This window comes from Chryseobacterium soldanellicola (genome assembly GCF_900100115.1).
Classification (GTDB): Bacteria; Bacteroidota; Bacteroidia; order Flavobacteriales; family Weeksellaceae; genus Chryseobacterium; species Chryseobacterium soldanellicola.
The window spans coordinates 74655-97488 of sequence record NZ_FNKL01000002.1 but is presented as its reverse complement, the minus strand read 5'-3'; the positions used below and the strand labels follow the sequence as shown (position 1 = coordinate 97488).

General features: G+C 37.2%; 20 protein-coding genes. 15 read left to right on the top strand and 5 right to left on the bottom strand.

Translation table 11 applies throughout. From position 1 onward, the window contains the following. The first annotated feature begins 117 nt into the window (after window positions 1–117). From BLT04_RS05180 to BLT04_RS05135, 10 genes are all read left to right on the top strand, one after another. Window positions 118–999, top strand: coding sequence for an SDR family oxidoreductase (locus BLT04_RS05180; protein ID WP_089754426.1), 882 nt, complete (start codon window positions 118–120; stop codon window positions 997–999). A 314-nt stretch (window positions 1000–1313) separates the two neighbouring features. Continuing rightward, complete coding sequence (locus tag BLT04_RS05175; RefSeq protein WP_228421912.1) at window positions 1314–2183, top strand: DUF2589 domain-containing protein; 870 nt, start codon at window positions 1314–1316, stop codon at window positions 2181–2183. A 15-nt stretch (window positions 2184–2198) separates the two neighbouring features. Beyond that, on the top strand, window positions 2199–2927 hold the full coding sequence (locus BLT04_RS05170; RefSeq protein ID WP_089754424.1) for a hypothetical protein: 729 nt from the start codon (window positions 2199–2201) through the stop codon (window positions 2925–2927). Beyond that, window positions 2927–3505 (top strand): hypothetical protein, encoded by a 579-nt coding sequence (locus tag BLT04_RS05165; RefSeq protein ID WP_089754422.1) that lies wholly within the window; start codon window positions 2927–2929, stop codon window positions 3503–3505. The genes BLT04_RS05170 and BLT04_RS05165 overlap by 1 nt, the downstream gene beginning before the upstream one ends. A 12-nt stretch (window positions 3506–3517) precedes the next feature. Continuing rightward, window positions 3518–4771, top strand: a complete 1254-nt coding sequence (locus BLT04_RS05160) for a S8 family peptidase (protein WP_089754420.1) — start codon at window positions 3518–3520, stop codon at window positions 4769–4771. A gap of 3 nt (window positions 4772–4774) precedes the next feature. Next, complete coding sequence (locus BLT04_RS05155; protein WP_089754418.1) at window positions 4775–4978, top strand: hypothetical protein; 204 nt, start codon at window positions 4775–4777, stop codon at window positions 4976–4978. A gap of 70 nt (window positions 4979–5048) precedes the next feature. Beyond that, window positions 5049–6998 carry a M1 family metallopeptidase gene (locus BLT04_RS05150; RefSeq protein ID WP_089754417.1) on the top strand — a complete coding sequence of 650 codons (1950 nt, stop codon included), beginning with the start codon at window positions 5049–5051 and terminating at the stop codon, window positions 6996–6998. Window positions 6999–7227: 229 nt separating this feature from the next. After that, window positions 7228–8055, top strand: a complete 828-nt coding sequence (locus tag BLT04_RS05145; RefSeq protein ID WP_089754415.1) for an endonuclease/exonuclease/phosphatase family protein — start codon at window positions 7228–7230, stop codon at window positions 8053–8055. 130 nt (window positions 8056–8185) lie between these two features. After that, the gene (locus BLT04_RS05140; RefSeq protein WP_089754413.1) at window positions 8186–10048 is read left to right on the top strand and encodes a M1 family metallopeptidase; all 1863 of its coding nucleotides are present in this window, start codon (window positions 8186–8188) and stop codon (window positions 10046–10048) included. A 627-nt stretch (window positions 10049–10675) separates the two neighbouring features. Next, window positions 10676–11755: a hypothetical protein gene (locus BLT04_RS05135; protein ID WP_089754410.1), complete on the top strand. Its 1080-nt coding sequence runs from the start codon at window positions 10676–10678 to the stop codon at window positions 11753–11755. Window positions 11756–12238: 483 nt separating this feature from the next. Here BLT04_RS05135 and BLT04_RS05130 read toward each other — a convergent pair whose 3' ends face one another. The 5 genes from BLT04_RS05130 to clpB form a co-directional block, all read right to left on the bottom strand. Beyond that, window positions 12239–12877: a response regulator transcription factor gene (locus BLT04_RS05130; RefSeq protein WP_089754409.1), complete on the bottom strand. Its 639-nt coding sequence runs from the start codon at window positions 12875–12877 to the stop codon at window positions 12239–12241. Continuing rightward, window positions 12874–13659: a sensor histidine kinase gene (locus tag BLT04_RS05125; RefSeq protein ID WP_089754407.1), complete on the bottom strand. Its 786-nt coding sequence runs from the start codon at window positions 13657–13659 to the stop codon at window positions 12874–12876. Before BLT04_RS05125 ends, BLT04_RS05130 begins: the two co-directional genes overlap by 4 nt. Next, window positions 13638–14309 (bottom strand): hypothetical protein, encoded by a 672-nt coding sequence (locus tag BLT04_RS05120; RefSeq protein WP_089754405.1) that lies wholly within the window; start codon window positions 14307–14309, stop codon window positions 13638–13640. Before BLT04_RS05120 ends, BLT04_RS05125 begins: the two co-directional genes overlap by 22 nt. 35 nt (window positions 14310–14344) lie before the next feature. Beyond that, window positions 14345–14884 carry a hypothetical protein gene (locus BLT04_RS05115; protein ID WP_089754404.1) on the bottom strand — a complete coding sequence of 180 codons (540 nt, stop codon included), beginning with the start codon at window positions 14882–14884 and terminating at the stop codon, window positions 14345–14347. 224 nt (window positions 14885–15108) lie between these two features. Continuing rightward, window positions 15109–17703 carry an ATP-dependent chaperone ClpB gene (gene clpB, locus BLT04_RS05110; protein WP_089754402.1) on the bottom strand — a complete coding sequence of 865 codons (2595 nt, stop codon included), beginning with the start codon at window positions 17701–17703 and terminating at the stop codon, window positions 15109–15111. Between the two features lie 407 nt (window positions 17704–18110). On the opposite strand from clpB, the gene BLT04_RS05105 reads away from it, so the two are divergent. From BLT04_RS05105 to paaB, 5 genes are all read left to right on the top strand, one after another. Further along, complete coding sequence (locus BLT04_RS05105; RefSeq protein ID WP_089754400.1) at window positions 18111–18689, top strand: TetR/AcrR family transcriptional regulator; 579 nt, start codon at window positions 18111–18113, stop codon at window positions 18687–18689. A 262-nt stretch (window positions 18690–18951) separates the two neighbouring features. Then, entirely contained in the window at window positions 18952–20271 is a 1320-nt protein-coding gene (locus BLT04_RS05100) for a phenylacetate--CoA ligase family protein (protein WP_089755533.1), read from the top strand. Continuing rightward, window positions 20268–21353, top strand: a complete 1086-nt coding sequence (locus BLT04_RS05095) for a 2Fe-2S iron-sulfur cluster-binding protein (RefSeq protein ID WP_089754398.1) — start codon at window positions 20268–20270, stop codon at window positions 21351–21353. The genes BLT04_RS05100 and BLT04_RS05095 overlap by 4 nt, the downstream gene beginning before the upstream one ends. 87 nt (window positions 21354–21440) lie before the next feature. After that, the gene (paaA, locus tag BLT04_RS05090; protein ID WP_089754396.1) at window positions 21441–22379 is read left to right on the top strand and encodes a 1,2-phenylacetyl-CoA epoxidase subunit PaaA; all 939 of its coding nucleotides are present in this window, start codon (window positions 21441–21443) and stop codon (window positions 22377–22379) included. Between the two features lie 111 nt (window positions 22380–22490). After that, entirely contained in the window at window positions 22491–22772 is a 282-nt protein-coding gene (paaB, locus tag BLT04_RS05085; protein WP_089754394.1) for a 1,2-phenylacetyl-CoA epoxidase subunit PaaB, read from the top strand. Window positions 22773–22834 lie beyond the last annotated feature (62 nt).

Genomic DNA, 22834 nt, shown 5'->3' with positions numbered 1-22834 from the left:
GCGGCAAAGCCGCCGCCGAAATCTTAAACCTTTAAGTACATCTATTATTTTGAGCATATAATTTATGATTGGTCGCATAACTTAAAATCTTAAATTTACTGAAATAATAAAAAATATATGAATCTATATACACAACCGATGTTGCGTGAGGATGCACTGAAAGATAAAGTAGCTATTGTAACGGGCGGAGGAAGCGGTCTTGGAAAAGCAATGACCAAATATTTTCTTCAATTGGGTGCAAAAGTGGTAATTACTTCCAGAAATTTGGAGAAATTACAGGTAACAGCAAAAGAATTAGAAGAAGAAACAGGAGGAAAAGTTCTTTGCGTTGCGTGTGACGTACGAAACTGGGATGAAGTAGAAGCAATGAAAGAAGCAGCTTTAAAAGAATTCGGAAAAATCGATATCTTATTAAATAATGCTGCAGGAAATTTTATCTCTCCAACCGAAAGATTGACGCATTCAGCATTTGATTCTATTTTGGATATTGTATTAAAAGGGACAAAAAACTGTACACTTTCCATCGGAAAACATTGGATTGATTCAAAAAATTCTGGCACAGTCTTGAATATCGTAACAACGTACGCATGGACAGGCTCAGCATATGTCGTTCCATCAGCTTGTGCAAAAGCAGGAATTTTAGCCATGACAAGATCTCTTGCCGTAGAATGGGGAAAATATAATATCCGGTTTAATGCGATCGCGCCGGGGCCATTCCCAACAAAAGGGGCCTGGGACAGACTGCTTCCGGGGAATATGAAAGATCAGTTTGATTTAGCTAAAAAAAATCCGCTTAAAAGAGTTGGAGAGCATCAGGAACTGGCAAATCTTGCTGCCTATTTGGTCTCGGATTTTTCATCTTTTGTGAATGGTGAAGTCGTAACAATTGACGGCGGTGAATGGCTGCAGGGCGCAGGTGAATTTAATATGCTTGAAGATATTCCGCAGGAAATGTGGGACACCTTGGAAGCAATGATTAAAGCGAAAAAATCAAATTAATTATTTAAACTGAGTCAATATGTGTTTGTCATTCTGAATGGAATGGAATGGAATGAGGTGAAGAATCTCTAAAAATTGCTTAGATTCTTCCTTCGTCAGAATGACAATACGATAAAAATAGAAGAAGGTTTTCTACATTGAAATTTGGAAAAGCCTTTAATTAAATAAAGTAAAAAGTAGATTCTCATAGGGAATCTACTTTTTTATTTGGGGGAATTTACGGTATAAGTTTTAGGTTATTTACTGAAATAGTTCACTGTGGTGCGACATAAATTTGCAGTACAAAATTTTAATAACCAAAAACAAACAAAAACATGGAAACATTAAAGTCGGTGTTAGAAGCAAATTACACCAAGAAAACAAAAAATGAATTAATTGACCTTTTAACAGGACTGGAAAAGTCATTAACACCAGCGGTTTACGAAAAAGTTTCAGGTATCGAAACTTCTGAGCTGGCCAATCTAAGCAGCAAAGAATTGTTGAGCATCATCGAAGATTTTAAGAAAAACTACGACAGCAAATGGGAAAAATCTTTTGCAGCCGTTTCTACAGAAGTAATGAAAATGATCGCAGGTAAAATGGCTGCAGATGATCAGGTTTTTAAAACTTCGGGTGCAGAAAGTGCAGATTTTGCAGCAGAATTAGGCAGTATTGATTTCGCAAAAATCATCGGAGGACCGCTTAACGCTTGCGTTACCGCTCAGTCAAACGCTTCGATCAGTACCGTAAACTTCATCAAAGAAGTTGGTTTCGAAAAAGATGGGGAAGAAGACAAACTTCGTATGGCGGAATTTAAATACAAAAAACATGTACCAAATCCTGCTTACAAAAATGAAACGGATACACCGAACGAAGAGCCGACGATTGAAGAAGAAGTTGAAATTTCTGTTCCTTTCATTGCATTATTAAACGTTCCAAGCTTTAGAATTGAAACTTGCGAGGTTGATTTTAACGTAAAATTAAATTCAACGTATACAAAAGACGTAAGCGACGAATTCGGTATCAAAGCTGGAGTTTCAGGAGGTTTCGGTCCGGTAAAATTCAATGTTGACGTCTCTTACAAAAGAACTTCAAGCACAGGAATTAAAGTGGAAAAAGAATATTCTCTTGGCGTAAAAGTGAAGGCCACGAACGACGAAATGCCTGCAGGATTAGAAAAAGTTCTTGGATTGCTTGCTCAATAAAAACTTTTACGAGAAATGATTAAATTATCAGATTACCTGAATTATCTCAACAATGAGATAATTCAGGCTCGTAAAAAAGCAGACGAAAATGCGGTAGCCATCGCAAAAGAGTATGCTCAACACGAGTATTTAAAGTATTTTAAGGTTCCGAGATATTCTTTGCCGAGCGTAAAAATGGATATTCCTATCAAAATTACTGACATTGATTCTACTTCGGATTATGATTTTAAATTCGATGAAATGAAGTTTATAAAAGACGTCAATGAAAGGATTTTGGTGGTAAATAAAGAAAGACAGCTAAATCTGCAGCCGATCTCAACAAGAAATATTCTGAGCGATGATTTCAAAACATTATTAAATTCTGTAAGAGCTGGCGGCGGAATCCCAACAAGCAGATTGTCAACAACAAACCCGGAAACATCAAAAACACCGGATATTAAAGTCGCACCATCAAGAGCTGTTGCTGCCAATGTTGCACGACCTGTTGAAGACAGACCCATCGACGGAACAACCAATGAAACGGAATCTTTGGCATTGAAAGAAATTTATGCCTCAATTCTGAACAGATACAGCTTACTCAATTCTAAGCTTAATGAAATTCTTATCGATCCCAACACCAATTCGGCGGAAGACAGGGATAAATTATTCATTAATCTTCATGTGGAAATGGAAGAGGAAGGAATCAGAATTGTGTCATACACAGACAAAGACGGAAAAGAAATCGAACAGATAATTTTTGAATAATGCAGGAACTTATCCATCATACTCTACAGAAAATTCAGGAATTGCTTGAGCGTTTTAATAAAGTTCAGGAGCTTTATCTGGCGAAATCTTTTGATTTTGATGCGCAGTTTGAAATTTTTCTTTATGAATTTTTAGAATATTTAAAAACCAAAGGAAACACAACCTACGAATCCGAGGTTTTGAAAGTCATGAACATGATTTCCACGGTAAAAAGAGGTTTTAACCCCGTGCAAATGGAAAAAATTGCCAACGGAAAACGTGAGCTTCTTTGGGGATTTTCATTCAACGGGATAGAAAGCATTCACGGATTTTTAATGGAAATGTTTTCTAAAGAACAAAAGAAACTGGACGAAGCAGAAGAAATCCTTTCCGGATTAATCGTTTCGCTGTATCAGAACGGTATTTTGGATGATAATAAAGTGAAAGATTTAAGTTCTGTTGCTAAAATTGAGGTCTTCTGGGCATCGCTTGTCTCTCAAAACACCACAATTTCCGGAATTAATAAAAAACTAAGATTGACCATGATTTCGGAAGATATTTTCTTAATTCTGGAAAAAGTTCTTTTGAAATTAATCTAAAAAACAAAAGCCATGGAAAAAGAAAGATACATTGTTGTTCTCGAAGATCAACAGAAAAATTCCCTTAAAAAAGTGGAGAATGAGTTGGAAGTGACCATTACCTCATCTGAATTCCTTTCCTCAGAAAATCGTTCATATGACGTAATTGATAATAATAACGGAGTTTTATATAAAAATTTAGGCATTTTAGTCGTCGAAAATATGGATGAAGCACAACTGAAAAGTGCGGTAAAAAACGAGGCAAATCCTATTGTTTATTTCGAAAAAGAAAGAGAATTTTTTTCTACGGATGAACTATCCATTATTAATGAATTAAAAAAACAATCTGCTGAATTGACAGGTAAAATTGAAGAATTAGAAAAATATATAAATAATAAACCATTGCCTCCAAAAGCTTTGGTAGAAATGGAATGGGGCTTAAAAGCCATCGGTCTTGAAAAATCATCATACACAGGAAAAGGCGTCGATATCTGTATTTTGGACACAGGGATTGAGCTTTCTCACCCCGATTTTTTGTCAAAAGAAATTGAAGGGAAATCTTTCATTAGCGGCGAAGACTGGAACCGCGATCCCAACGGTCACGGAACGCATTGCGCGGGCGTCTCAACCGGAAATATCAGAACAGACACCGGAAAACGTTACGGAATTGCAAAAGATGCCAATTTAAAAATCGCAAAAGTTCTTTCCGATACAGGAAAAGGAACAACAAGCAGCGTAATTGATGCGATAGACTGGGCAATCACCAAGAAATTCAGGATATTATCACTTTCGCTGGCATCGCCGGTAGCGTTAAATGACGTACCGTCACCTTTGTTTGAAACCGTCGGAGCAAGAGCATTGGAAAATAATTGCTTGATTATCGCCGCCGCCGGAAATGACAGCAGCAGGCCTTCATTGCCGAAACCCGTTTCTTCGCCCGCAAACTCAATGTCGATCATGGCGGTTGCAGCGATTGACGGACAAATGAGAGTCGCCAAATTTTCTAACGGAGGCTTAAATCCTTCAACAGGAGGAAATATCAATATTTGTGCTCCTGGAGTTGATATTTTTAGTTCATATCCCAAAAATTCAAAAAATAAAAGCAATTATTACGCAATGAGCGGAACAAGTATGGCAGTACCACATGTTTCGGGATTGGTAGCATTATATATGGAGCAGTTTCCTGAGAAATCGGCGAAAGAGATTTGGGAATTGGTAGAAACCAAAGCAAAACCCATCGAAGGTTTGAAATACAGAGACATCGGAAGCGGATTAATACAAGCATAAAAAATGAAAACATATTTAGCAGTTTTAAAGAAAAATATCAATATTAAAGATCTCGAAAAAGAACTTAAAAAGAAAAACATAAAACTGGCGGCTCACTACAAAACCATTGAAGTAGTAAAACTGGAAAGTGAGTCGTCGGTTTCCGCGAAAGATTTTCATGATTATTTTATCTCAGTGGAAGAAGATAAAGATAATTTAACAATTTAATTGACAGCTAAGGCTTTTCTGTTCGGGAGAAGTCTTATTTTTGTTATTTTACTAATCTAAATTAATGATTATGAATTTCAAATTTCCAACGCTTGTTTCTGCTTTTGCCGTGATGTTTTTTTCACCATCAGCATTTGCCCAGGAAACTCCAAAATATGACTATGTAGAAGCTTTTAAGCCATTTTTCTATCCCCAGACGGGAACACCGACAAGGTCTGCAAGCGGACAGCCGGGATATGCTTATTGGCAGAACTCTGCTGATTATAACCTGAATGTCAGTCTTAATGAAGCTAAAAATGAAATCACAGGAACGGCGGAAATTATTTATACCAATAACAGTACAGATAAGCTGGGGTTTTTGTGGTTGCAGCTGGACCAGAACTTATTTGCAAAAGATTCTAGAGGAAATGCGGTGGTTCCTGAGTCAGGAAGCAGAAACGGAGCTCACGGTGAAGAATTTGAAGGCGGCTATAAGATAAAATCTGTAAAACTCGATGATAAAAATGTGAAATATACCATCACCGATACAAGAATGCAGATTGATCTTCCTTCTGAATTGAAAGCTCAGGGAGGGGTAGCAAAAATTAAAATTGAATATTCATTCGTTTCCCCAAAATATGGATCCGACAGAATGGGAATTCAGAATACTAAAAACGGAAAGATCTTTACTATCGCACAGTGGTATCCGAGAATGTGTGTGTACGATGATGTTTTGGGATGGAACACGTTGCCGTATGTAGGTGCATCCGAATTTTATCTTGAATATGGAGATATTACTGCGAATATTACTGTTCCTGCCAATCATTATGTCGTAGCTTCCGGAGAATTGCTGAATGCAAAAGAAGTGTATTCTAAAGAAGAAAACAGCAGATGGGAACAGGCGAAAAACAGCGACAAAACGGTAATGATCCATTCTGAATCTGAAGTCGGCAAAAATCAGCAGACCGGAACAAAAACATGGAAATTTAAAATCACTCAGGCAAGAGATTTTGCGTGGGCATCTTCCTCAGCTTTTATTGTAGACGCAGCAAAAATTAATCTTCCAAGCGGTAAAAAATCGTTGGCAATCTCAGCATATCCTGTGGAAAGTGCGGGAGAAAAAGCGTGGGGAAGATCTACAGAATATACAAAAGCGGCAATAGAGCATTATTCTGGGAAATGGTACGAATATACATATCCCGCAGCAACAAACGTCGCCGGAAATGAAGGCGGAATGGAATATCCGGGAATCGTTTTCTGTCATATGAATTCTAAAGGTGAATCTCTTTGGGGGGTTACAGATCATGAATTCGGGCACAATTGGTTTCCAATGATTGTGGGCTCTAATGAAAGATTATTTGCATGGATGGATGAAGGTTTTAACACATTTATCAACGAGCTTTCAACGGAAGCTTTCAATAAAGGTGAATATTATGAAAAGAAAAACATAGCTGCAATGGGGGCTTATGTTTTGGGCGATGGTTTTGAACCTATTATGGTGGGTCCGGACAATATGAAAGAAGGCAGCATCGGGGCTTTAGCTTATTTTAAACCAGGGCTTGGCTTGCAGGTGTTAAGAGAATCTATTCTCGGACCTGAAAAATTTGATAAAGCATTCAGAACATATATTCAGCGTTGGGCATTCAAGCACCCAACACCTTGGGATTTTTTCCACACGATGGAAAATGTTTCAGGAGAAGAGCTAAACTGGTTTTGGAGAGGCTGGTTTATGAATAAATGGAAAGTTGACCAGTCTGTTAAAAACGTAAAATATGTAAATGGCGATGCCAAATATGGCGCTCAGATTACGGTAGAGAATATCGGTCAATTGCCGATGCCTACAACCGTTCAGATTAAATTCAAGGATGGAACACAGCAGATCGTAAAATTACCGATTGAAGTCTGGAAAAGAAATAAAGAATGGACATTTAAAATCAATTCGACCAAAGAAATAGAGCAAGTACAACTTGATCCTAATTATCAGATTCCAGATATTAACAGTGAAAATAATAGCTGGACCTCTGCAGAAGGAAAAAAATAATACGTTTGTCAAAAAATCAAATTCTCAATAATTTTTTTGAACCATTAAGATCTTTTAAGGCTTAAAATCTTAATGATCATCTTAATGACTCAAATCTTCAAATTAAGCATTAGCTCCGATAATTTTCCGGAGTTTTTCATGAACTTAATTTAATGATAAAACTTTTTGTATTCATAGCTTTTCTCTGATACAGAAGTTTTATTTTTGTTTAATTTTTAAATTAAAAATAATGAATTTCAGATTTTCAATCGTATTCCTGATGGCTTTTGCATTAAGTTTTTCGCAGGATTTTAAGGTAATGAGCTTCAATATCAGGCTTAATGTAGATTCTGACAAAGAAAATTCCTGGACAAACAGAAAACCAGATGTCATGGATCTTCTAAACTATTACCATCCCGATTATTTCGGCGTTCAGGAAGCGCTGCCGGAGCAGATGGAAGATATCAAAACCGGATTGAAAAACTATGATTATGTAGGAGTCGGAAGAGATGACGGGAAAGCAAAAGGCGAATTTTCCGCGATATTTTATGATAAAAACAGGCTTGATGTTGTAAAATCAGGAACTTTCTGGCTTTCCGAAACTCCCGATATTCCTTCTAAAGGATGGGATGCAGCGCTGAACAGAATTTGTACGTACGCGGTTTTCAAAGATAAAAAATCAAAAAAAGAATTTTTAGCAATGAATCTTCACTTCGATCACATCGGAAATATAGCAAGGGTAAAATCCTCGGAATTAATTTTAAAGAAAATCAAAGAGCTTAATCCTAAAAATTTACCGGTAACTTTGAGTGGTGATTTTAATTTAACAGAAGATTCTGAACCGGTTAAAATTATTTCACAAAACCTTCAGGATACTTATTATCATTCACAAACGAAACATTACGGGCCAAAAGCTACCTTCACGGCATTTAATGTCAATGAAATCCCAAAAGACAGAATTGATTATATTTTTGTAAAAGGCTTTGAAATAAAGTCCCACAGGCACATCAACGACAGAAGACCGAATCTTTTGTATCCTTCAGATCATTTTCCGGTTTTGGTAGATTTAAAATTGTAAAATATTTTTAGTAAATCTATTTATAATTAAAATTTTTCTGATACCAGATTACGGGTAAAAACAGAGCATTTTATGGCTCTTTTTTGTTACTTTTATGTTAAACTAAGTACTTATTGTAAAATAACTTCAAATGAAAGGGATAATTTTAGCTTTTGCTTTAGCTGTTTCCAGTCAATTTTCCGCGCAGGAACTTTATATGCCGAGAAATATTAAAAAAGCATACGAAAACGGGACACGTGATTTGTCGGGTGCGCCGGGGAAAAATTATTGGCAGAATAAAGGGATTTATAATGTTGAGGTGAAAGTGGATGCCGGTTCAAAGACAGTTTCCGGCAAAGAAACGATCGTTTACACTAACAACAGCCCGAATGATCTTGATGAATTAGCAATAAGATTTGTTAATAACCTCCATAAGCCTCAGTCTCCAAGGTCAGGATTTGTTTCCAAAGATTTTTTATCATCTGGCTTACATATTAAGTCTTTTATCGTAAATGACGAAAAATATTCCGTAGACAGTGATGATTGGGGAACCGTTGAAAAAATAAAATTAAATTCAGTTTTACAATCAAAAGCTAAAGCTGAAATTAAAATAGAATGGGAATATCCGTTATCCTTGCAAAGTGGAAGAGAAGGGCAAATCGATCCTGAAACTTTTTACGTGGCGTATTCTTTCCCGAGGATTTCTGTTTATGACGATTATAACGGCTGGGATATGATCCCGCATTCCGACAGACAGGAGTTTTATAATGATTTTAATGATTATAATTTCGCAATTACAGCTCCGAAAAATTATGTCGTCTGGTCGACAGGAGATTTTTTAAATCCTGATGCCGTTCTGCAGCCCGAATATGTAAAAAGATATAAAGCTTCCTTAAAAAGCGATAAAGTAATGCATATCGCGACCGAACAGGAAATGAAGTCCGGAAAAGTCACAAAACCCAATAAATGGAATGTCTGGAAATTCAAAGCGGCTCATATCACAGATTTCTGTTTTGCATTGAGCAACCATTACGTTTGGGATGCGGCAAGCGTTCAGCTTAAAACAAAAAGAGCAAGCGTTCAGGCGGGTTATAAAGCCGGTGCAAAAGATTTTGAACATTATGTGGAATGGATGCGCTACAACCTCGACTGGTTCTCAAAAAACTGGCCCGGAGTTGAATATCCGTACAATGTCATGACAGCAATTCAAGGGTATGCAGATATGGAATATCCAATGATGATCAATGATTCAACCATTCCGGATAATTTTCAGGATGCAAGGCTTACGGCAGATCATGAGATCGCGCATACCTATTTTCCTTTCTACATGGGAATTAACGAAACACGTTATGCCTTTATGGATGAAGGCTGGGCTACCACACTGGAATATTTAATCGGAATCGATGAAAACGGCGAGGCTGCAGCCAAAGATTTTTATCAGAATTTCAGGGTTAAAAGATGGATCAATGATCCTTCCTCAGAACAGGATCAACCGGTTATCACAATGAGCACACAGGTGAGCGGAGCAGGCTACGGAAACAATTCTTACGTAAAAGCGTCTTTGTCTTATTTAGCTTTAAAAGATTATCTGGGTGATGATTTGTTCAAAAAAGCTTTACATCATTATATGGATAACTGGAATGGGAAACATCCGATTCCGTGGGATTATTTTTATTCTATGAATACCGGATCGGGGAAAAATCTGAACTGGTTTTTCAACAACTGGTTTTACACCAATAATTATATCGACCTGAAAGTGGCCGCCACAGCTCAGCAAAATGACCTTCTTACAATAAATGTAGATAATGTGGGAGGTTTTGCCATCCCTTTTGATACCATGCTCACTTATGAAGACGGAACTGTTGAGAAGCTTCACTTTTCACCCTCGATCTGGGAGAAGGATCAAAAGCAGGCCACCTTAACGATTCCTATCAAGAAAAAAGTGAAATCTGTAACGCTCGACGGTGGCCTTTTTATGGATTACACCCCCGAAGACAACGCAAAAGCAATATAAATTAAAAGCCTTCAAATATTGAAGGCTTTTTGTAAGTGTAAGTCTTATAGATATTTATCGATGCCGTTGTAGTAGTTTTAGTACGGGTCATCGTGTTTTTACTACAGCTTTAATTATTGTTCTCGAAACCAAATCTTATACCTTTGGAGTCTAAAAAAAACTATGAAAAAAATAATTAAACGTGTCGCCCAAACTACACAAAGGAAACGGCGCAAGCTGTAAAACTTCCTGCAATAGGTCTTATACATGATAAGACAATAGTACAGCTGCTGAAAATTCGTAGCCCGAAGAAAATGTGAAGCTTATCAGCGTTAAAAACTGGTACGCTTATCACAAGAAAACACAGAACACATTTGCAATAAACACAACTCAATTAAGGATGAACCAAAAAATTATACCGATGAAAACAATCAACATTCCATAATCTTTACAATGCTGCTAAAGGTTTACAGGCTTAAACCCGTATCCTTCCTAAATAGCAGGAAATCCACAACAACAGACTTAGAAAATTTTCGCCTGCACAAGGTGAGGGATATTTCTATGCATTTCCCTGATTCCGGATGATGGAGTCAGCAGCTATTATACTAACTGAATACGATTATACATTAATTAAAAAAAATCAAGAAAATGAAAAAAATCTTTATTATTACGACTTCACTTATTTCCACACTGGCATTAAGCCAGGTAGGATTAAACACAGCCACACCTCAGGCAACTTTCGACGTTGTTGCTATAAAAACCGATGGCACAACATCAGAAGGGATCATCGCTCCGAGGCTTACGGGAAACCAGATCAAATCTGCCGATGCAAGGTATACCGCCCCGCAAACAGGAACCCTCGTTTATGCGACCAATGCCGTAAGCGGTCCTACGGCAAAAACAATTAAGATTACTGCGCCCGGATATTACTATTTCGATGGAACCATATGGCAAAGCATGTCACAGGACGGGACTTTTACCGGAGATATTAAACATTCTGCCAGAACTGCAGATCACGGCGGATGGTATCTGCTAAACGGAAGAGCCATAGCATCTCTGCCCGTTGCTGCGCGTACTGCAGCTGCTGCTTTAGGATTTACAGGAAATATTCCGAATGCTACAGACAGGGTTTTGAAAACTAAAACAGCCGCCGAAGCCATGGCTGCTACCGGTGGAATAAGCACCATAACGATTAATAGAGTTAATTTGCCCAATATCAATTTTACGGGAACCCTTACCGGAGCTATGGATATGGCGGGCGCTCACGAGCACAGGGTACAGGGAAATACAGGAAACGGCGGACAGCACAGTCACAACGTTGTAGGAACCACCAATCTTACCGGTGAGCACAGACATACACCGCACGAATCATCAAGGCCAAGAGCGGGTAACACCGGAGATGCGCTCTTTTTATTCGGAAATTCAACCCTTGGAAATAACCATACAGGAAATTATCACGGTGACTGGGCAAATCCTTCCTCATGGGGTGGTGTAGGTGCCGCAACAACAACAGCGCCTGCGGGAAATCACAGACACACCCTGGATGGAACCGCTCAGGCGGCAGGAGCCCACAACCACGCCTTTAATGTTATATCAACCGAAAGCGGCAACCACAGACACTCCCTGGATAATGTAAGAGCATCGGTTCCTACGGGTGGTGCGGGTGAGACGTTGGATAACAGATCTCCGTATCTGTCGGTAAATACCTTTATTTATTTAGGTGAATAATGATAAATTATTAAGAAAAATTATTTAAAAACACATCCATATAAATTCATTCCCCTTATGATCTGTAGAGCTGCGGCTTTGCAGATCATTTTATTTATTAAAAATCTGCTTTAGCATATTCTAAAGCCTATGCACCCTGTTGTACAAGTATCAACAGACCCTTAATAAAGGGGGTAAAGGCCCCTCAGAACTCCCTATGGCTACTTTCATAAGTATCCTCGGAGGGTTGTACAAGTGGCCGTGGGCCTTACGGAAGCCTCCGAGGGGGGGTACCTAAGGGGGTAAGGGACTTCAGAAGTACCCATGGATACTTGGTGAAGGGGGTACGGTGACTTGTTGAAGTGTCTCCCGATGGTTGGAGAAGGGGTAGATGGAGGGATGGGCTGCCGGGGGTATATCATCCAATGGTATTAATAATAAAATCCTTTCCCGGAAATTGAGAAAGGACTTTGTTTAAGCTAAATATGAGTGAATGTGTTTTACTTATGATTCTGCGAAGCCGTTTTTAATGGCAAAAACTGCAAGGCCGACACGGGTTTTGAGATCTAATTTATCACAAAGCTGGTCGCGGTAGCTTTCTACGGTTCTCGGGCTGCAGCACATTTTGTCGGCAATTTCTTTATAGCTCAGCTCGGTGACGGTGTATTTCAGGAATTCTTTTTCGCGGTCGGAAATCTTTACGCCATCGGCTTTATCATTATTCATGTTTGAAAAAATGATTTTCGAGGCCCATTCCGGATAGAAGAATCCGTCGTTATTAAGCTTTGTCAGGGCGTTTTCCAGCTCTTTTGGGTGCGTGTTTTTTAGTAAATAGCCTTTTGCTCCGTTTTTGATCATTTTAATGACGCTTTTATCATCGCCCTGCATGCTTAAAGCCATTACTTTAATATTCGGATGATGCTCTTTCAGCCAGAGAACAGTTTCAAAACCATCCATAATCGGCATGCTGATATCCATTAAAATAATATCCGGAATCTTGCTGTTACTTTCAAATTTCTGGATGAGGTCTTTGCCGTTTTCTGCGACATAGATGACCTCAAACTCTTTAAAATTATCAATGATTCCTTCTAAAGCTTTTGCGATAAGCACGTGATCATCAACAATAACGATAGTTTTTTTCATGGCTGTCTTTTTAAAATAATATTGAGCATTGTTCCTACGTTTTTCTGGCTTTCGAGACTGAAATTGGCCCCGATGATCTCGGCTCTGTTTTTCATGTTGGTAAGCCCGATCCCGTTGGATTTTGTCTGTGATTTGTCAAATCCTACGCCGTCATCTTTAATATTGAGCTCCCAGAGAGATTCTTCAGAAGTGCTTAGACTGATGAGAATATTCCTGCATTTTGAATGCTTGATGCTGTTCTGAATAAATTCCTGAGTGATCCTGAGCAGTACATTTTTGTGTGCAAATCCCAAATCGAGCTGTTTAAAATTGTGCTGAAAGCTTACTTTACACTTTTTAAAGCTGTTGGTATTGTCTACTTCTTCCTGGATTAAAGTTACGATTTCCTTTTGATTAATATTATCATCGGTCAGGGTTTTTGAAAGGCTTCTCAAATCCTGAAGCGATTGATTGATAATTTGTGATACCTGATCTATTCTTTCGCTTACTTCGGGAACTTTATTTTCATATAAAAGCTGTTGGGTGTAGAGGCTTACGAGGGTTAACTTTTGCCCGATATTATCATGCAATTCGCGCCCGATCTGCTGCATGGTGGCCTGTTGAATTTCAAGCTGTGTGGCCAGAAGCTCACGTTTATGAATTTCGTTTTTTACTTCAATTTCATTAATATATTCCTTTTTTCGCTGTTTGTATTTACGGATGTAAACGATCACAGCGGCAACAAACAACACGAAAAAAATGTTGAATAGAATAAGTGTTATTAAGAGTTCTGTTTTCCCCATATGAATGAAATTGAAAATAAGGTATTCATAACAATTATGGCTGCTAAAAACCCGACATAATAAATATCATAAATTTCGTGATAGATATCAGAGAGTTTTCGATAAAATTTGAGCCATTCAAAGAACGCCCAAAAAGGTAAGGTCCCGATGTAGAATAAAGTGACTCCTAAATTAATGTAAAACATTCTGTTTTTGTCAAAATCCAGAATATTGGAGGAATTAATCTGTTTATTATATTCCATAATTACCAGAATCATAAGAAGAAGGCATCCTAAAGTATAGTTGAGCGAGAGCATTATTTTATGAGCTGAAGGGAAAAATATCTCACTCGGAATAAATGAAAGGACATATATTAAAGATAATCCTACGAAAAGCTTTGGCCTGTTAAAAGATTTTGCAGCATACAGCCAATAAAAAAATATAAACTGTACCGGGATTACGAGATAATTATAAAAGGCGCTCTTGTCAAACTCTATAAAATTGAGCCCCCATTTTCCAACCGCTTCAGCAAGGAAAATAAAGATCAGATAATAGACAAAGTACTTCCAATACTGGTTTTTTATACGATTGTAATATAATAGTGCTACGACGGCTGCAAGCCCTTCTGTCCAAAACATTACTTCTTGTACCATTAATTGGAACTCTACCATTGTGTTATCTTTAATTATAATTTAATGTATTTATCTTAAAATGATTCAGTTTTTGTGCTGTCCGGCGGAATAAGATTTCCGTGGTTTTGTGAGATCACTTCTCCTGATATTCCTGAATTCTTGCTTGATGCCATTGCCAGAATTTTGCTGTCATTCTCCAACGGGTTAAAATCATAGCTCAGCATTTGGCCGCCTTCATCTTCCATTTTCATGGTCGGAACCATGACAAGTGTATGTTTTTCAGCATATTCTACACCGATCGGGGTATCTGCCATGATCGCCCAGTCTGTAGCTTTCGGATAGGCAGCATAATAAAATCTGATCCCTAAATCCTGATCTGTAACGGCTGGATTATTTTTTTGAGTTTCTGTTTCAATATCAGAAATGAATTTTTTTAACGTGGGCAGGTCAAAATGTATAGAATGTGCATCGTCAATCCCTTGTTTAGCCTTAATTGACACTAAGTGATTGGTTCTGTAGTTGTCAACTAATTTCTGGATAAAGTCACAGGTCATTGTGTTTGGGACTGAAGTAAGTTCGAGTGTTTCAGTTTCTAAAATAGGTTTTGTTTTCATAATGTTAGCTTTATAGGGTAATGTTGTTAGTTAGTAATGCAAATTTCGCAAAATTTTTACGTTAATATGACACGGTTTTACACCATTTCTTCACCGTATTTTTACGGATTGTTTTTCTATATTAAAATTATAAAGAAAAATCAAGATTTTAACAAAAAAAATAAGTGCCGCAGATTTTGTCTGCGGCACTTACTACAAAAATAATATATATGAAAAAAAACTACTTATTTTTCTGCAGGTCTGAATACCAAACCTGTTTCTTCGAAATAATCCAGCGTAATTCTGTCGCCGTCATTTACATTTCCTGCCAGGATTTCTTTTGACAATTTATTCAAAACTTCCTGCTGAATGACTCTTTTCAGCGGTCTGGCTCCGAAACTTGGGTCGTAACCTTTGTTGGTTAAATATTCCAAAGCATCAGAAGTTGCCGTCATAATGATATTTCTTTTCAGCAATAAATCATTGAAACCTCTCAATTGATACTGAACGATTTTTCCGATTTCTTTTTTTCTTAAAGGCTGGAACAGTACCGTTTCATCAATTCTGTTCAAAAATTCCGGACGTAACGTTTGTTTCAACAAATCAAAAACCTCAATTTTAGTTTTCTCAACAATTTCGTCTTGATTTTCTTCAGTAATATCTTCAAAATTCTCCTGAATGATGTGCGAACCTAAATTCGAAGTCATAATGATAATCGAGTTTTTGAAATTCACAAGTCTTCCTTTATTATCTGTCAAACGACCGTCATCTAAAACCTGCAACAAAGTGTTGAAAACATCAGGATGCGCTTTTTCAATTTCATCTAAAAGCACGACTGAATACGGTCTTCTTCTCACTGCTTCCGTCAACTGACCACCTTCATCATATCCAACATATCCCGGAGGCGCACCGACCAATCTCGACACCGAATGACGTTCCTGATATTCACTCATATCGATTCTGGTCATATTGTTTTCATCATCGAATAAAAATTCTGCTAAAGCTTTTGCCAGCTCGGTTTTACCAACTCCGGTTGTTCCTAAAAACAGGAATGATCCGATTGGTTTTTTCTCGTCGCTCAATCCCGCTCTGTTTCTTCTGATGGCGTCCGCAACCGCCTGGATGGCTTCGTCCTGACCTACAACTCTGTGATGCAGCTCGGTTTCAAGATGTAATAACTTTTCTCTTTCGGATTGAAGCAGCTTGGTGACAGGAATTCCTGTCCATTTTGCAATCACTTCAGAGATGTTTTCGGAAGTTACTTCTTCTTTAATCAATTCATTCTGATGGTTTTGCATCTCCAATTCCAGTTTCTGCAAAGCATCTTCCTTTTCTTTTATTTTTCCGTACTGAATTTCAGCAACTTTTGCGTAATCCCCTGCTCTTGAAGCTCTTTCTGCTTCTAGTTTCAGAGATTCGATATCTTTTTTAATCTGTGTTAAATCCTCAGATTTTTGTTTTTCTTTAAGCCATTTAGCATTAATTTCGTTTCTTTCCTCAGAGATTTTCGAAATATCTTCTTTTAAATGGTCAATTTTCGTCTGATTGCCTTCTCTTGAAATCGCAGCCAATTCAATTTCCATCTGCATCAGCTTTCTGTCTAAAACATCCAATTCTTCAGGTTTTGAATTGATTTCCATTCTCAACTTAGCTGAAGCTTCATCAATCAAGTCAATCGCTTTGTCCGGTAAAAAACGATCCGAAATATATCGTTGAGACATTTCTACCGCAGCAATAATCGCCTCGTCTTTGATTCTTACTTTGTGGTGAGCTTCATATTTATCTTTAATTCCACGAAGAATTGATATCGCAGATTCAGTATCAGGTTCTTCCACCATCACTTTCTGGAAACGTCTTTCCAACGCTTTATCTTTTTCAAAATATTTTTGATATTCATTTAAAGTTGTCGCACCGATTGCTCTTAATTCTCCTCTTGCCAAAGCTGGTTTTAAAATATTGGCAGCGTCCATCGCACCTTCACCACCTCCGGCTCCTACCAAAGTGTGAATCTCATCAATGAAAAGAATGATTTGTCCGTCTGATTTGATCACCTCATTAACGACAGATTTTAACCTTTCTTCAAATTCTCCTTTATATTTTGCACCAGCGATCAAAGCTCCCATATCTAAGGAATACAAGGTCTTATCCATCAAATTTTCAGGAATATCTCCACTGATAATTCGGTGTGCAATTCCTTCTGCAATGGCAGTTTTACCAACACCTGGCTCACCGATTAAGATCGGATTGTTTTTTGTTCTTCTTGAAAGAATCTGTAAAACTCTCCTGATTTCTTCATCACGCCCGATAACTGGGTCTAATTTTCCTTCTGCTGCTAATTCATTGAAGTTTTTAGCATATTTATTTAAAGATTGGTAAGTTTCTTCCGAGCTTGCAGAAGTAGCTTTGCTTCCTTTTCTTAATTCTTTAATTCCGCCTTCCAAAAGACTTTTGGTTACGCCCATATCTTTCAGCATTTTTGAAACTTCTGAATTGGTTTCTAAAAGGGAAAGCCATAAATGCTCGATCGTTACAAATTCATCACCCATTTTTTTAGCGATGTTAGGAGCATCAAGCAAAACTTTGTTCGCTGATTGTGAAAGGTAAATATTTCCTCCCTGCACTTTTGGGAGCTTTTCTAAATTTTCACGGTTGCGCTCTCTTACCAAAGTGGCATCTGCTTCAGATTTTTTTAATAAAAAAGGTGATATATTTTCATCTACCTGAAAAATTCCTTCCAGGAGATGTTGAGGTTCAATGCTTTGGTTGCCAAATTCCATAGCCACTTGCTGTGCGGCCTGGATGGCTTCCTGTGATTTTACAGTATATTGGTTTAAGTTCATATTGTGTATATTTTTGATTCTTTAATCTTTAGTTTTCAATTTTAGATTTTAGACATCAGATTTCAGACCATAAGAGTCTAATTAAATGTTAATTTTTAAATCCGATTTTCTAATTTCTGATGTCCTTAATCTTATTTAATCATTTAATTCTGATAGCTATATCGCAAAAAGTGTTCAATTATTAAATTTTTAAAAATAATGGACAAAATTTCCGAAATTTATATTTAATATTGATTTTGGAAAGACAAAATTTCCGATTCATATGGGATTTAATAAAATTATAGGAAGAACAGTCAGATTTTAATAATATTAATAGATCTTCCTTCATCACAATGACAATAAAACGTTAAAAAACATCCCGTAAAATCAAATATTAAAATCAAAATAATTACTTTTGTGAATATTAGATGGAGTTAAAAGAAAAACAAAAGAAAATATTAGACGCTGCCGTAGAGCTTTTCAAAGAAAAAGGGTATATGGGCAGCTCTGTGAGGGATTTGGCGACAAAACTCAATATTAAAGCGGCTTCATTATATGCGCACATCCGTTCTAAAGAAGAAATTTTGGAGTGGATCTGCTTCGGAATTGCCAATGATTTCTTTACCGAACTTCAAACTATAAAAAGTACGGACATCAATCCAAAAGATAAATTAAATTTATTCATCGATAAACATTTATCAATAGTTCTCAGAAATCGTGATGTTACGCATATTTATTCTAATGAATGGAAGCATCTGGAAGAAAGACTTCCCGAATTTGTAGAATTAAGAAAAAAATATCAACAGGAGGTTGAAGAATTGATTTCTGAAATTTATAAAGCCGAAAATTGGGAATTGAAATCACCGACTTTTACAACAAGATTTATTCTTCATACTTTAAATAATTCCTATTTCTGGTTCAAAAGAAACATTGAATCGACTACTGAAATTACCGATGAAATAAGAGATAAGATTCTTTTTGGACTTTTGGGAAATCACAAACAGTAATTTTATTTAATAAGCTTTTATAACATCTCTTTGTCATTTCGACGAAGGAGAAATCTAATTTAAGTTATATTAATAGATTCTTCACTCCGCTTTGTTCCGTTCTGAATGACAATCTCGATGCAAAGGTTTGTCTCAATTAAACCTTAAATTCAACCTTAAAACCATTTAGAATCATTCAAAATGTGACGAAAATCATAAAAATTTTGTCACCTCCCAAATTCTTTTTAAATTTACACCTAACAAATGTTAGTTAGTCATGAATGTGGATTTTTCAGTTGAATACTTACAGCTCGACCAATTGAGACAGCTTCAGTCGGAAAGACTGGTGAATTTGGTGGGTTATCTTGAGGAGAAGTCGGATTTTTATAAAGGAAAATTTGATGAATTAGGAATATCAACTGAGGAAATAAGGACAATTGAAGATATTTCAAAATTGCCGATCACATATAAACAAGACTTAAGAGATAATTATCCGTTCGGATTATTTACTGTTCCGAAGAATGAATTGCAGAGAATTCACTGTTCAAGCGGAACAACGGGAAAACCAACGGTGGTAGGATACACAAAAGAAGACGTTGATTTATTCAGTGAAGTAGTAGCAAGATCATTAAATGCAGCCGGAGCAAAACCGGGAATGCAGTTACACAACGCGTACGGTTACGGAATTTTCACGGGCGGACTTGGGCTTCATTACGGAGCAGAAAAATTAGGAATGAGTGTTCTTCCGATTTCGGGAGGAATGACTTCAAGACAGGTTGATTTAATTATAGATTTTAAACCGGAAGTGATCTGTTGCTCACCGTCTTATGCTTTAACAATCGCTGATGAATTTGCAAAAAGAGGAATCTCGGCAGACGAAATCAGTTTAAAATATGCCGTTTTAGGTTCAGAACCTTGGACGGAATTAATAAGACATCATATTGAAGAAAGATTAGGCGTTCATGCAACCAATATTTATGGATTGAGTGAAATTATCGGACCCGGAGTTTCGATGGAGGATTTTGAGGAAAAAGGCGGTTCTTACATTTGGGAAGATCATTTTTATCCTGAAATTTTAGACCCGATTACAAAACAGCCCGTTCCTTTCGGAGAAGAAGGCGTTTTGGTGATTACGACTTTAACGAAAAAAGCAATGCCGCTTTTACGTTATTGGACGAATGATATCACAAGTCTTTATTATGAAGAAAACTCAAAAAGAACAATGGTTAAAATGAAACCAATTCTTGGAAGAGCCGATGATATGCTGATCGTAAGAGGAGTAAATGTATATCCAAGTCAGATTGAAGAGGCATTTTCTCATGTGGAAGGCGTGGTTCCGAATTATTATTTGACACCGATTGAGAAAGAACAGATGTGTGTAGCATTGGATATCGATCTGGAAATTGATGATGAATTTGTGAAAGCTCAACAAATTGAAATAAATACCGATGATTATGCTATTTTTGTCGGAAACTTTGCAAAAAGTATAGAAAACGAAATAAAAAAACGAGTAGGAATAACCACAAAAGTGAAAATTCATGCTCAGGACAGTTTGCCTAAGTGTGAAGGTGGAAAAATTAATAGAATACTAAAAACAAAATGAATTCATTTTATAAATTAAAAACGGTAAGGGTTCAGAAAGATACCAACGACGCAGTGAATGTAGCTGTTGAAATTCCTGAGGAACTGAAAGATAAATTCAGATTTAAGCAGGGGCAGTATCTTAACTTCCGAATGATGATCGACGGAAACGAAGAGAGACGTTCTTATTCTATCTGCAACGCTCCGAGTGAAAAAAGCAACACGCTGGAAGTATTGGTGAAATTGTTGGAAAACGGAAAAGTTTCAGGTTATTTCAACGAGCATCTTCACATGGATGAAATTCTTGAAGTGATGCCTCCAATGGGCGGTTTTCATACGTCTTATCACCCGACAAATGTAAAAACTTACGTTGGTTTAGCGGCAGGAAGCGGAATTTCTCCGGTGTTGTCAAATATTAAAGAAAGTCTTTATCAAGAGCCAAATTCAAACGCCTATCTGTTCTACAGCAACCGAAGCATGAATCATGTGATGAAGAAGGCTGAAATCGATAAATTGGTTGAAACTTTTAACGGAAGATTAAAAGTCGTTTATTTAGTAAGCCGTGAGCAGCATGAAGATCCGATTTTTGAAGGAAGAATTTCTCCTGAAAAATTAGATCAGCTGTTTGAAAGATATGCAGATATCGATGTAAAAGAATCTACATTTTTCATCTGTGGTCCTTCAGAAATGATTAAAGGGATTGCAGATTATTTAAAGAAAGATAAAAAAGTACCTGCTATTCAGGTTTTATTTGAATATTTCACCGCTCCGGATGAAGAAAATACGGAAGAAATGAGCGATGAATTCAAGGCAATTGCTAATTTGGAAAGTATGGTAACGGTCATTATCGATGATGATGAATATTCGTTTCACCTTAATTCTAAAAAAGAGAGTATCTTAGATAAAGCATTGAAAGACAATCTTCCTGTGCCTTTCGCATGCAAAGGAGGAGTGTGCTGTACGTGTAAGGCGCAGGTTCTGGAAGGAGAAGTTTTTATGGAGAAAAACTACGCGCTTACCGAAGACGAAGTAGCCAGAGGTTACGTTCTGACGTGTCAATGTCACCCGACAACGAATGTGGTGATGCTTAATTATGATGTATAATTAAATTGATGTAACAATATATCAATTTACCAGTGTAACAATCATTGGTACATTGTTAGACTGATACATTGCTAAATTGGAAAAATTATGGATTTAGAAAAATTTGTACAATACGTACACGACGAAAATAAAGTTGAGCCAAAAGATGTAATGCCCGATGATTACAGAAAACTATTGGTTCGTCAGATTTCACAGCACGCACATTCTGAGATTGTCGGAATGTTGCCGGAAGCTAACTGGATTTCCAGAGCGCCTTCGTTGAGAAGAAAAATGGCTTTATTGGCTAAAGTTCAGGATGAGGCGGGTCATGGATTATATCTTTATTCCGCTACCGAAACATTAGGAAACGGAACTATCAGAGCGGATAGAGACGCGACTTACGAAGATATGTTGGAAGGAAAAGCGAAATACTCAAGTATTTTCAACTATCCGACATTGAGCTGGGCAGATATCGGTGCCATCGGCTGGCTGGTTGATGGTGCAGCCATCATGAATCAGGTAATGTTGATGGGAAATTCTTACGGTCCTTATTCAAGAGCGATGGTGAAAATCTGTAAAGAAGAATCTTTCCACCAAAGACAGGGTTACGAGATTTTGATGGCGCTTTGCCGTGGTACAAAACAGCAGAAACAAATGGCTCAGGCTTCGCTAAACCGTTTCTGGTGGCCGGCTTTAATGATGTTTGGTCCAAATGATGACAGCTCGCCCAACTCTAAAATCTCTATGAATTACAGAGTGAAAAGAGAAAGCAATGACAGCCTTCGTCAGAGATTTATTGATGTTACCGTTGCTCAGGCGGAATTCTTAGGATTAACCATTCCGGATAAAGATTTAAAATGGAATGAGGAAAGACAGCATTATGATTTCGGTGAACTTCCGTGGGGTGAATTCATGGAAATCTTAAAAGGAAACGGACCTTGCAATAAGAAAAGATTACAGACAAAAGTAAAAGCACAGCAGGAAAACCTTTGGGTAAAAGAAGCGGCTATTGCTTTTGCGGAAAAACAAGGAAAAGAAGTAATATAATAATGTAACAATATACCAATGTAAAAATGTAACAATCACTGTCATGCTGAGCTTGTCGAAGCATCTTATTGGTAAACTGCTACATTGCTACATTGTTAAATTAATTTGACTATGGCAAATTTAGATATGTGGGAAGTGTTTATTCAGACTAAACCGGGATTATCTCACAAACACGTTGGAGTAGTACAGGCGCCAACAGCAGAAATGGCCTTGCAGAACGCAAGAGACGTTTATACAAGAAGAAAAGAAGGAACTTCTGTTTGGGTAGTTCCAAGTAAATATATTGTGACTTCGGAAGGAATTGATAAAGAAGCTTTCTTTGATCCGGCTGATGACAAATTGTACCGTCACCCGACGTTCTACGATATTCCAAACGATGTAAAAAATATGTAATAAAGAAGTTTGAAGTTAGATTCTGGAATTTAGTCTAATTTCTAACCTCTAATTTCTAAATT

What these genes read in the sequence shown, in the direction of transcription:
- BLT04_RS05180 (WP_089754426.1), top strand. Translation starts at nt 118, where the DNA reads ATGAATCTATATACACAACCGATGTTGCGTGAGGATGCACTGAAAGAT.
- BLT04_RS05175 (WP_228421912.1), top strand. Translation starts at nt 1,314, where the DNA reads ATGGAAACATTAAAGTCGGTGTTAGAAGCAAATTACACCAAGAAAACA.
- BLT04_RS05170 (WP_089754424.1), top strand. Translation starts at nt 2,199, where the DNA reads ATGATTAAATTATCAGATTACCTGAATTATCTCAACAATGAGATAATT.
- BLT04_RS05165 (WP_089754422.1), top strand. Translation starts at nt 2,927, where the DNA reads ATGCAGGAACTTATCCATCATACTCTACAGAAAATTCAGGAATTGCTT.
- BLT04_RS05160 (WP_089754420.1), top strand. Translation starts at nt 3,518, where the DNA reads ATGGAAAAAGAAAGATACATTGTTGTTCTCGAAGATCAACAGAAAAAT.
- BLT04_RS05155 (WP_089754418.1), top strand. Translation starts at nt 4,775, where the DNA reads ATGAAAACATATTTAGCAGTTTTAAAGAAAAATATCAATATTAAAGAT.
- BLT04_RS05150 (WP_089754417.1), top strand. Translation starts at nt 5,049, where the DNA reads ATGAATTTCAAATTTCCAACGCTTGTTTCTGCTTTTGCCGTGATGTTT.
- BLT04_RS05145 (WP_089754415.1), top strand. Translation starts at nt 7,228, where the DNA reads ATGAATTTCAGATTTTCAATCGTATTCCTGATGGCTTTTGCATTAAGT.
- BLT04_RS05140 (WP_089754413.1), top strand. Translation starts at nt 8,186, where the DNA reads ATGAAAGGGATAATTTTAGCTTTTGCTTTAGCTGTTTCCAGTCAATTT.
- BLT04_RS05135 (WP_089754410.1), top strand. Translation starts at nt 10,676, where the DNA reads ATGAAAAAAATCTTTATTATTACGACTTCACTTATTTCCACACTGGCA.
- BLT04_RS05130 (WP_089754409.1), bottom strand. Translation starts at nt 12,877, where the DNA reads ATGAAAAAAACTATCGTTATTGTTGATGATCACGTGCTTATCGCAAAA.
- BLT04_RS05125 (WP_089754407.1), bottom strand. Translation starts at nt 13,659, where the DNA reads ATGGGGAAAACAGAACTCTTAATAACACTTATTCTATTCAACATTTTT.
- BLT04_RS05120 (WP_089754405.1), bottom strand. Translation starts at nt 14,309, where the DNA reads ATGGTAGAGTTCCAATTAATGGTACAAGAAGTAATGTTTTGGACAGAA.
- BLT04_RS05115 (WP_089754404.1), bottom strand. Translation starts at nt 14,884, where the DNA reads ATGAAAACAAAACCTATTTTAGAAACTGAAACACTCGAACTTACTTCA.
- clpB (WP_089754402.1), bottom strand. Translation starts at nt 17,703, where the DNA reads ATGAACTTAAACCAATATACTGTAAAATCACAGGAAGCCATCCAGGCC.
- BLT04_RS05105 (WP_089754400.1), top strand. Translation starts at nt 18,111, where the DNA reads ATGGAGTTAAAAGAAAAACAAAAGAAAATATTAGACGCTGCCGTAGAG.
- BLT04_RS05095 (WP_089754398.1), top strand. Translation starts at nt 20,268, where the DNA reads ATGAATTCATTTTATAAATTAAAAACGGTAAGGGTTCAGAAAGATACC.
- paaA (WP_089754396.1), top strand. Translation starts at nt 21,441, where the DNA reads ATGGATTTAGAAAAATTTGTACAATACGTACACGACGAAAATAAAGTT.
- paaB (WP_089754394.1), top strand. Translation starts at nt 22,491, where the DNA reads ATGGCAAATTTAGATATGTGGGAAGTGTTTATTCAGACTAAACCGGGA.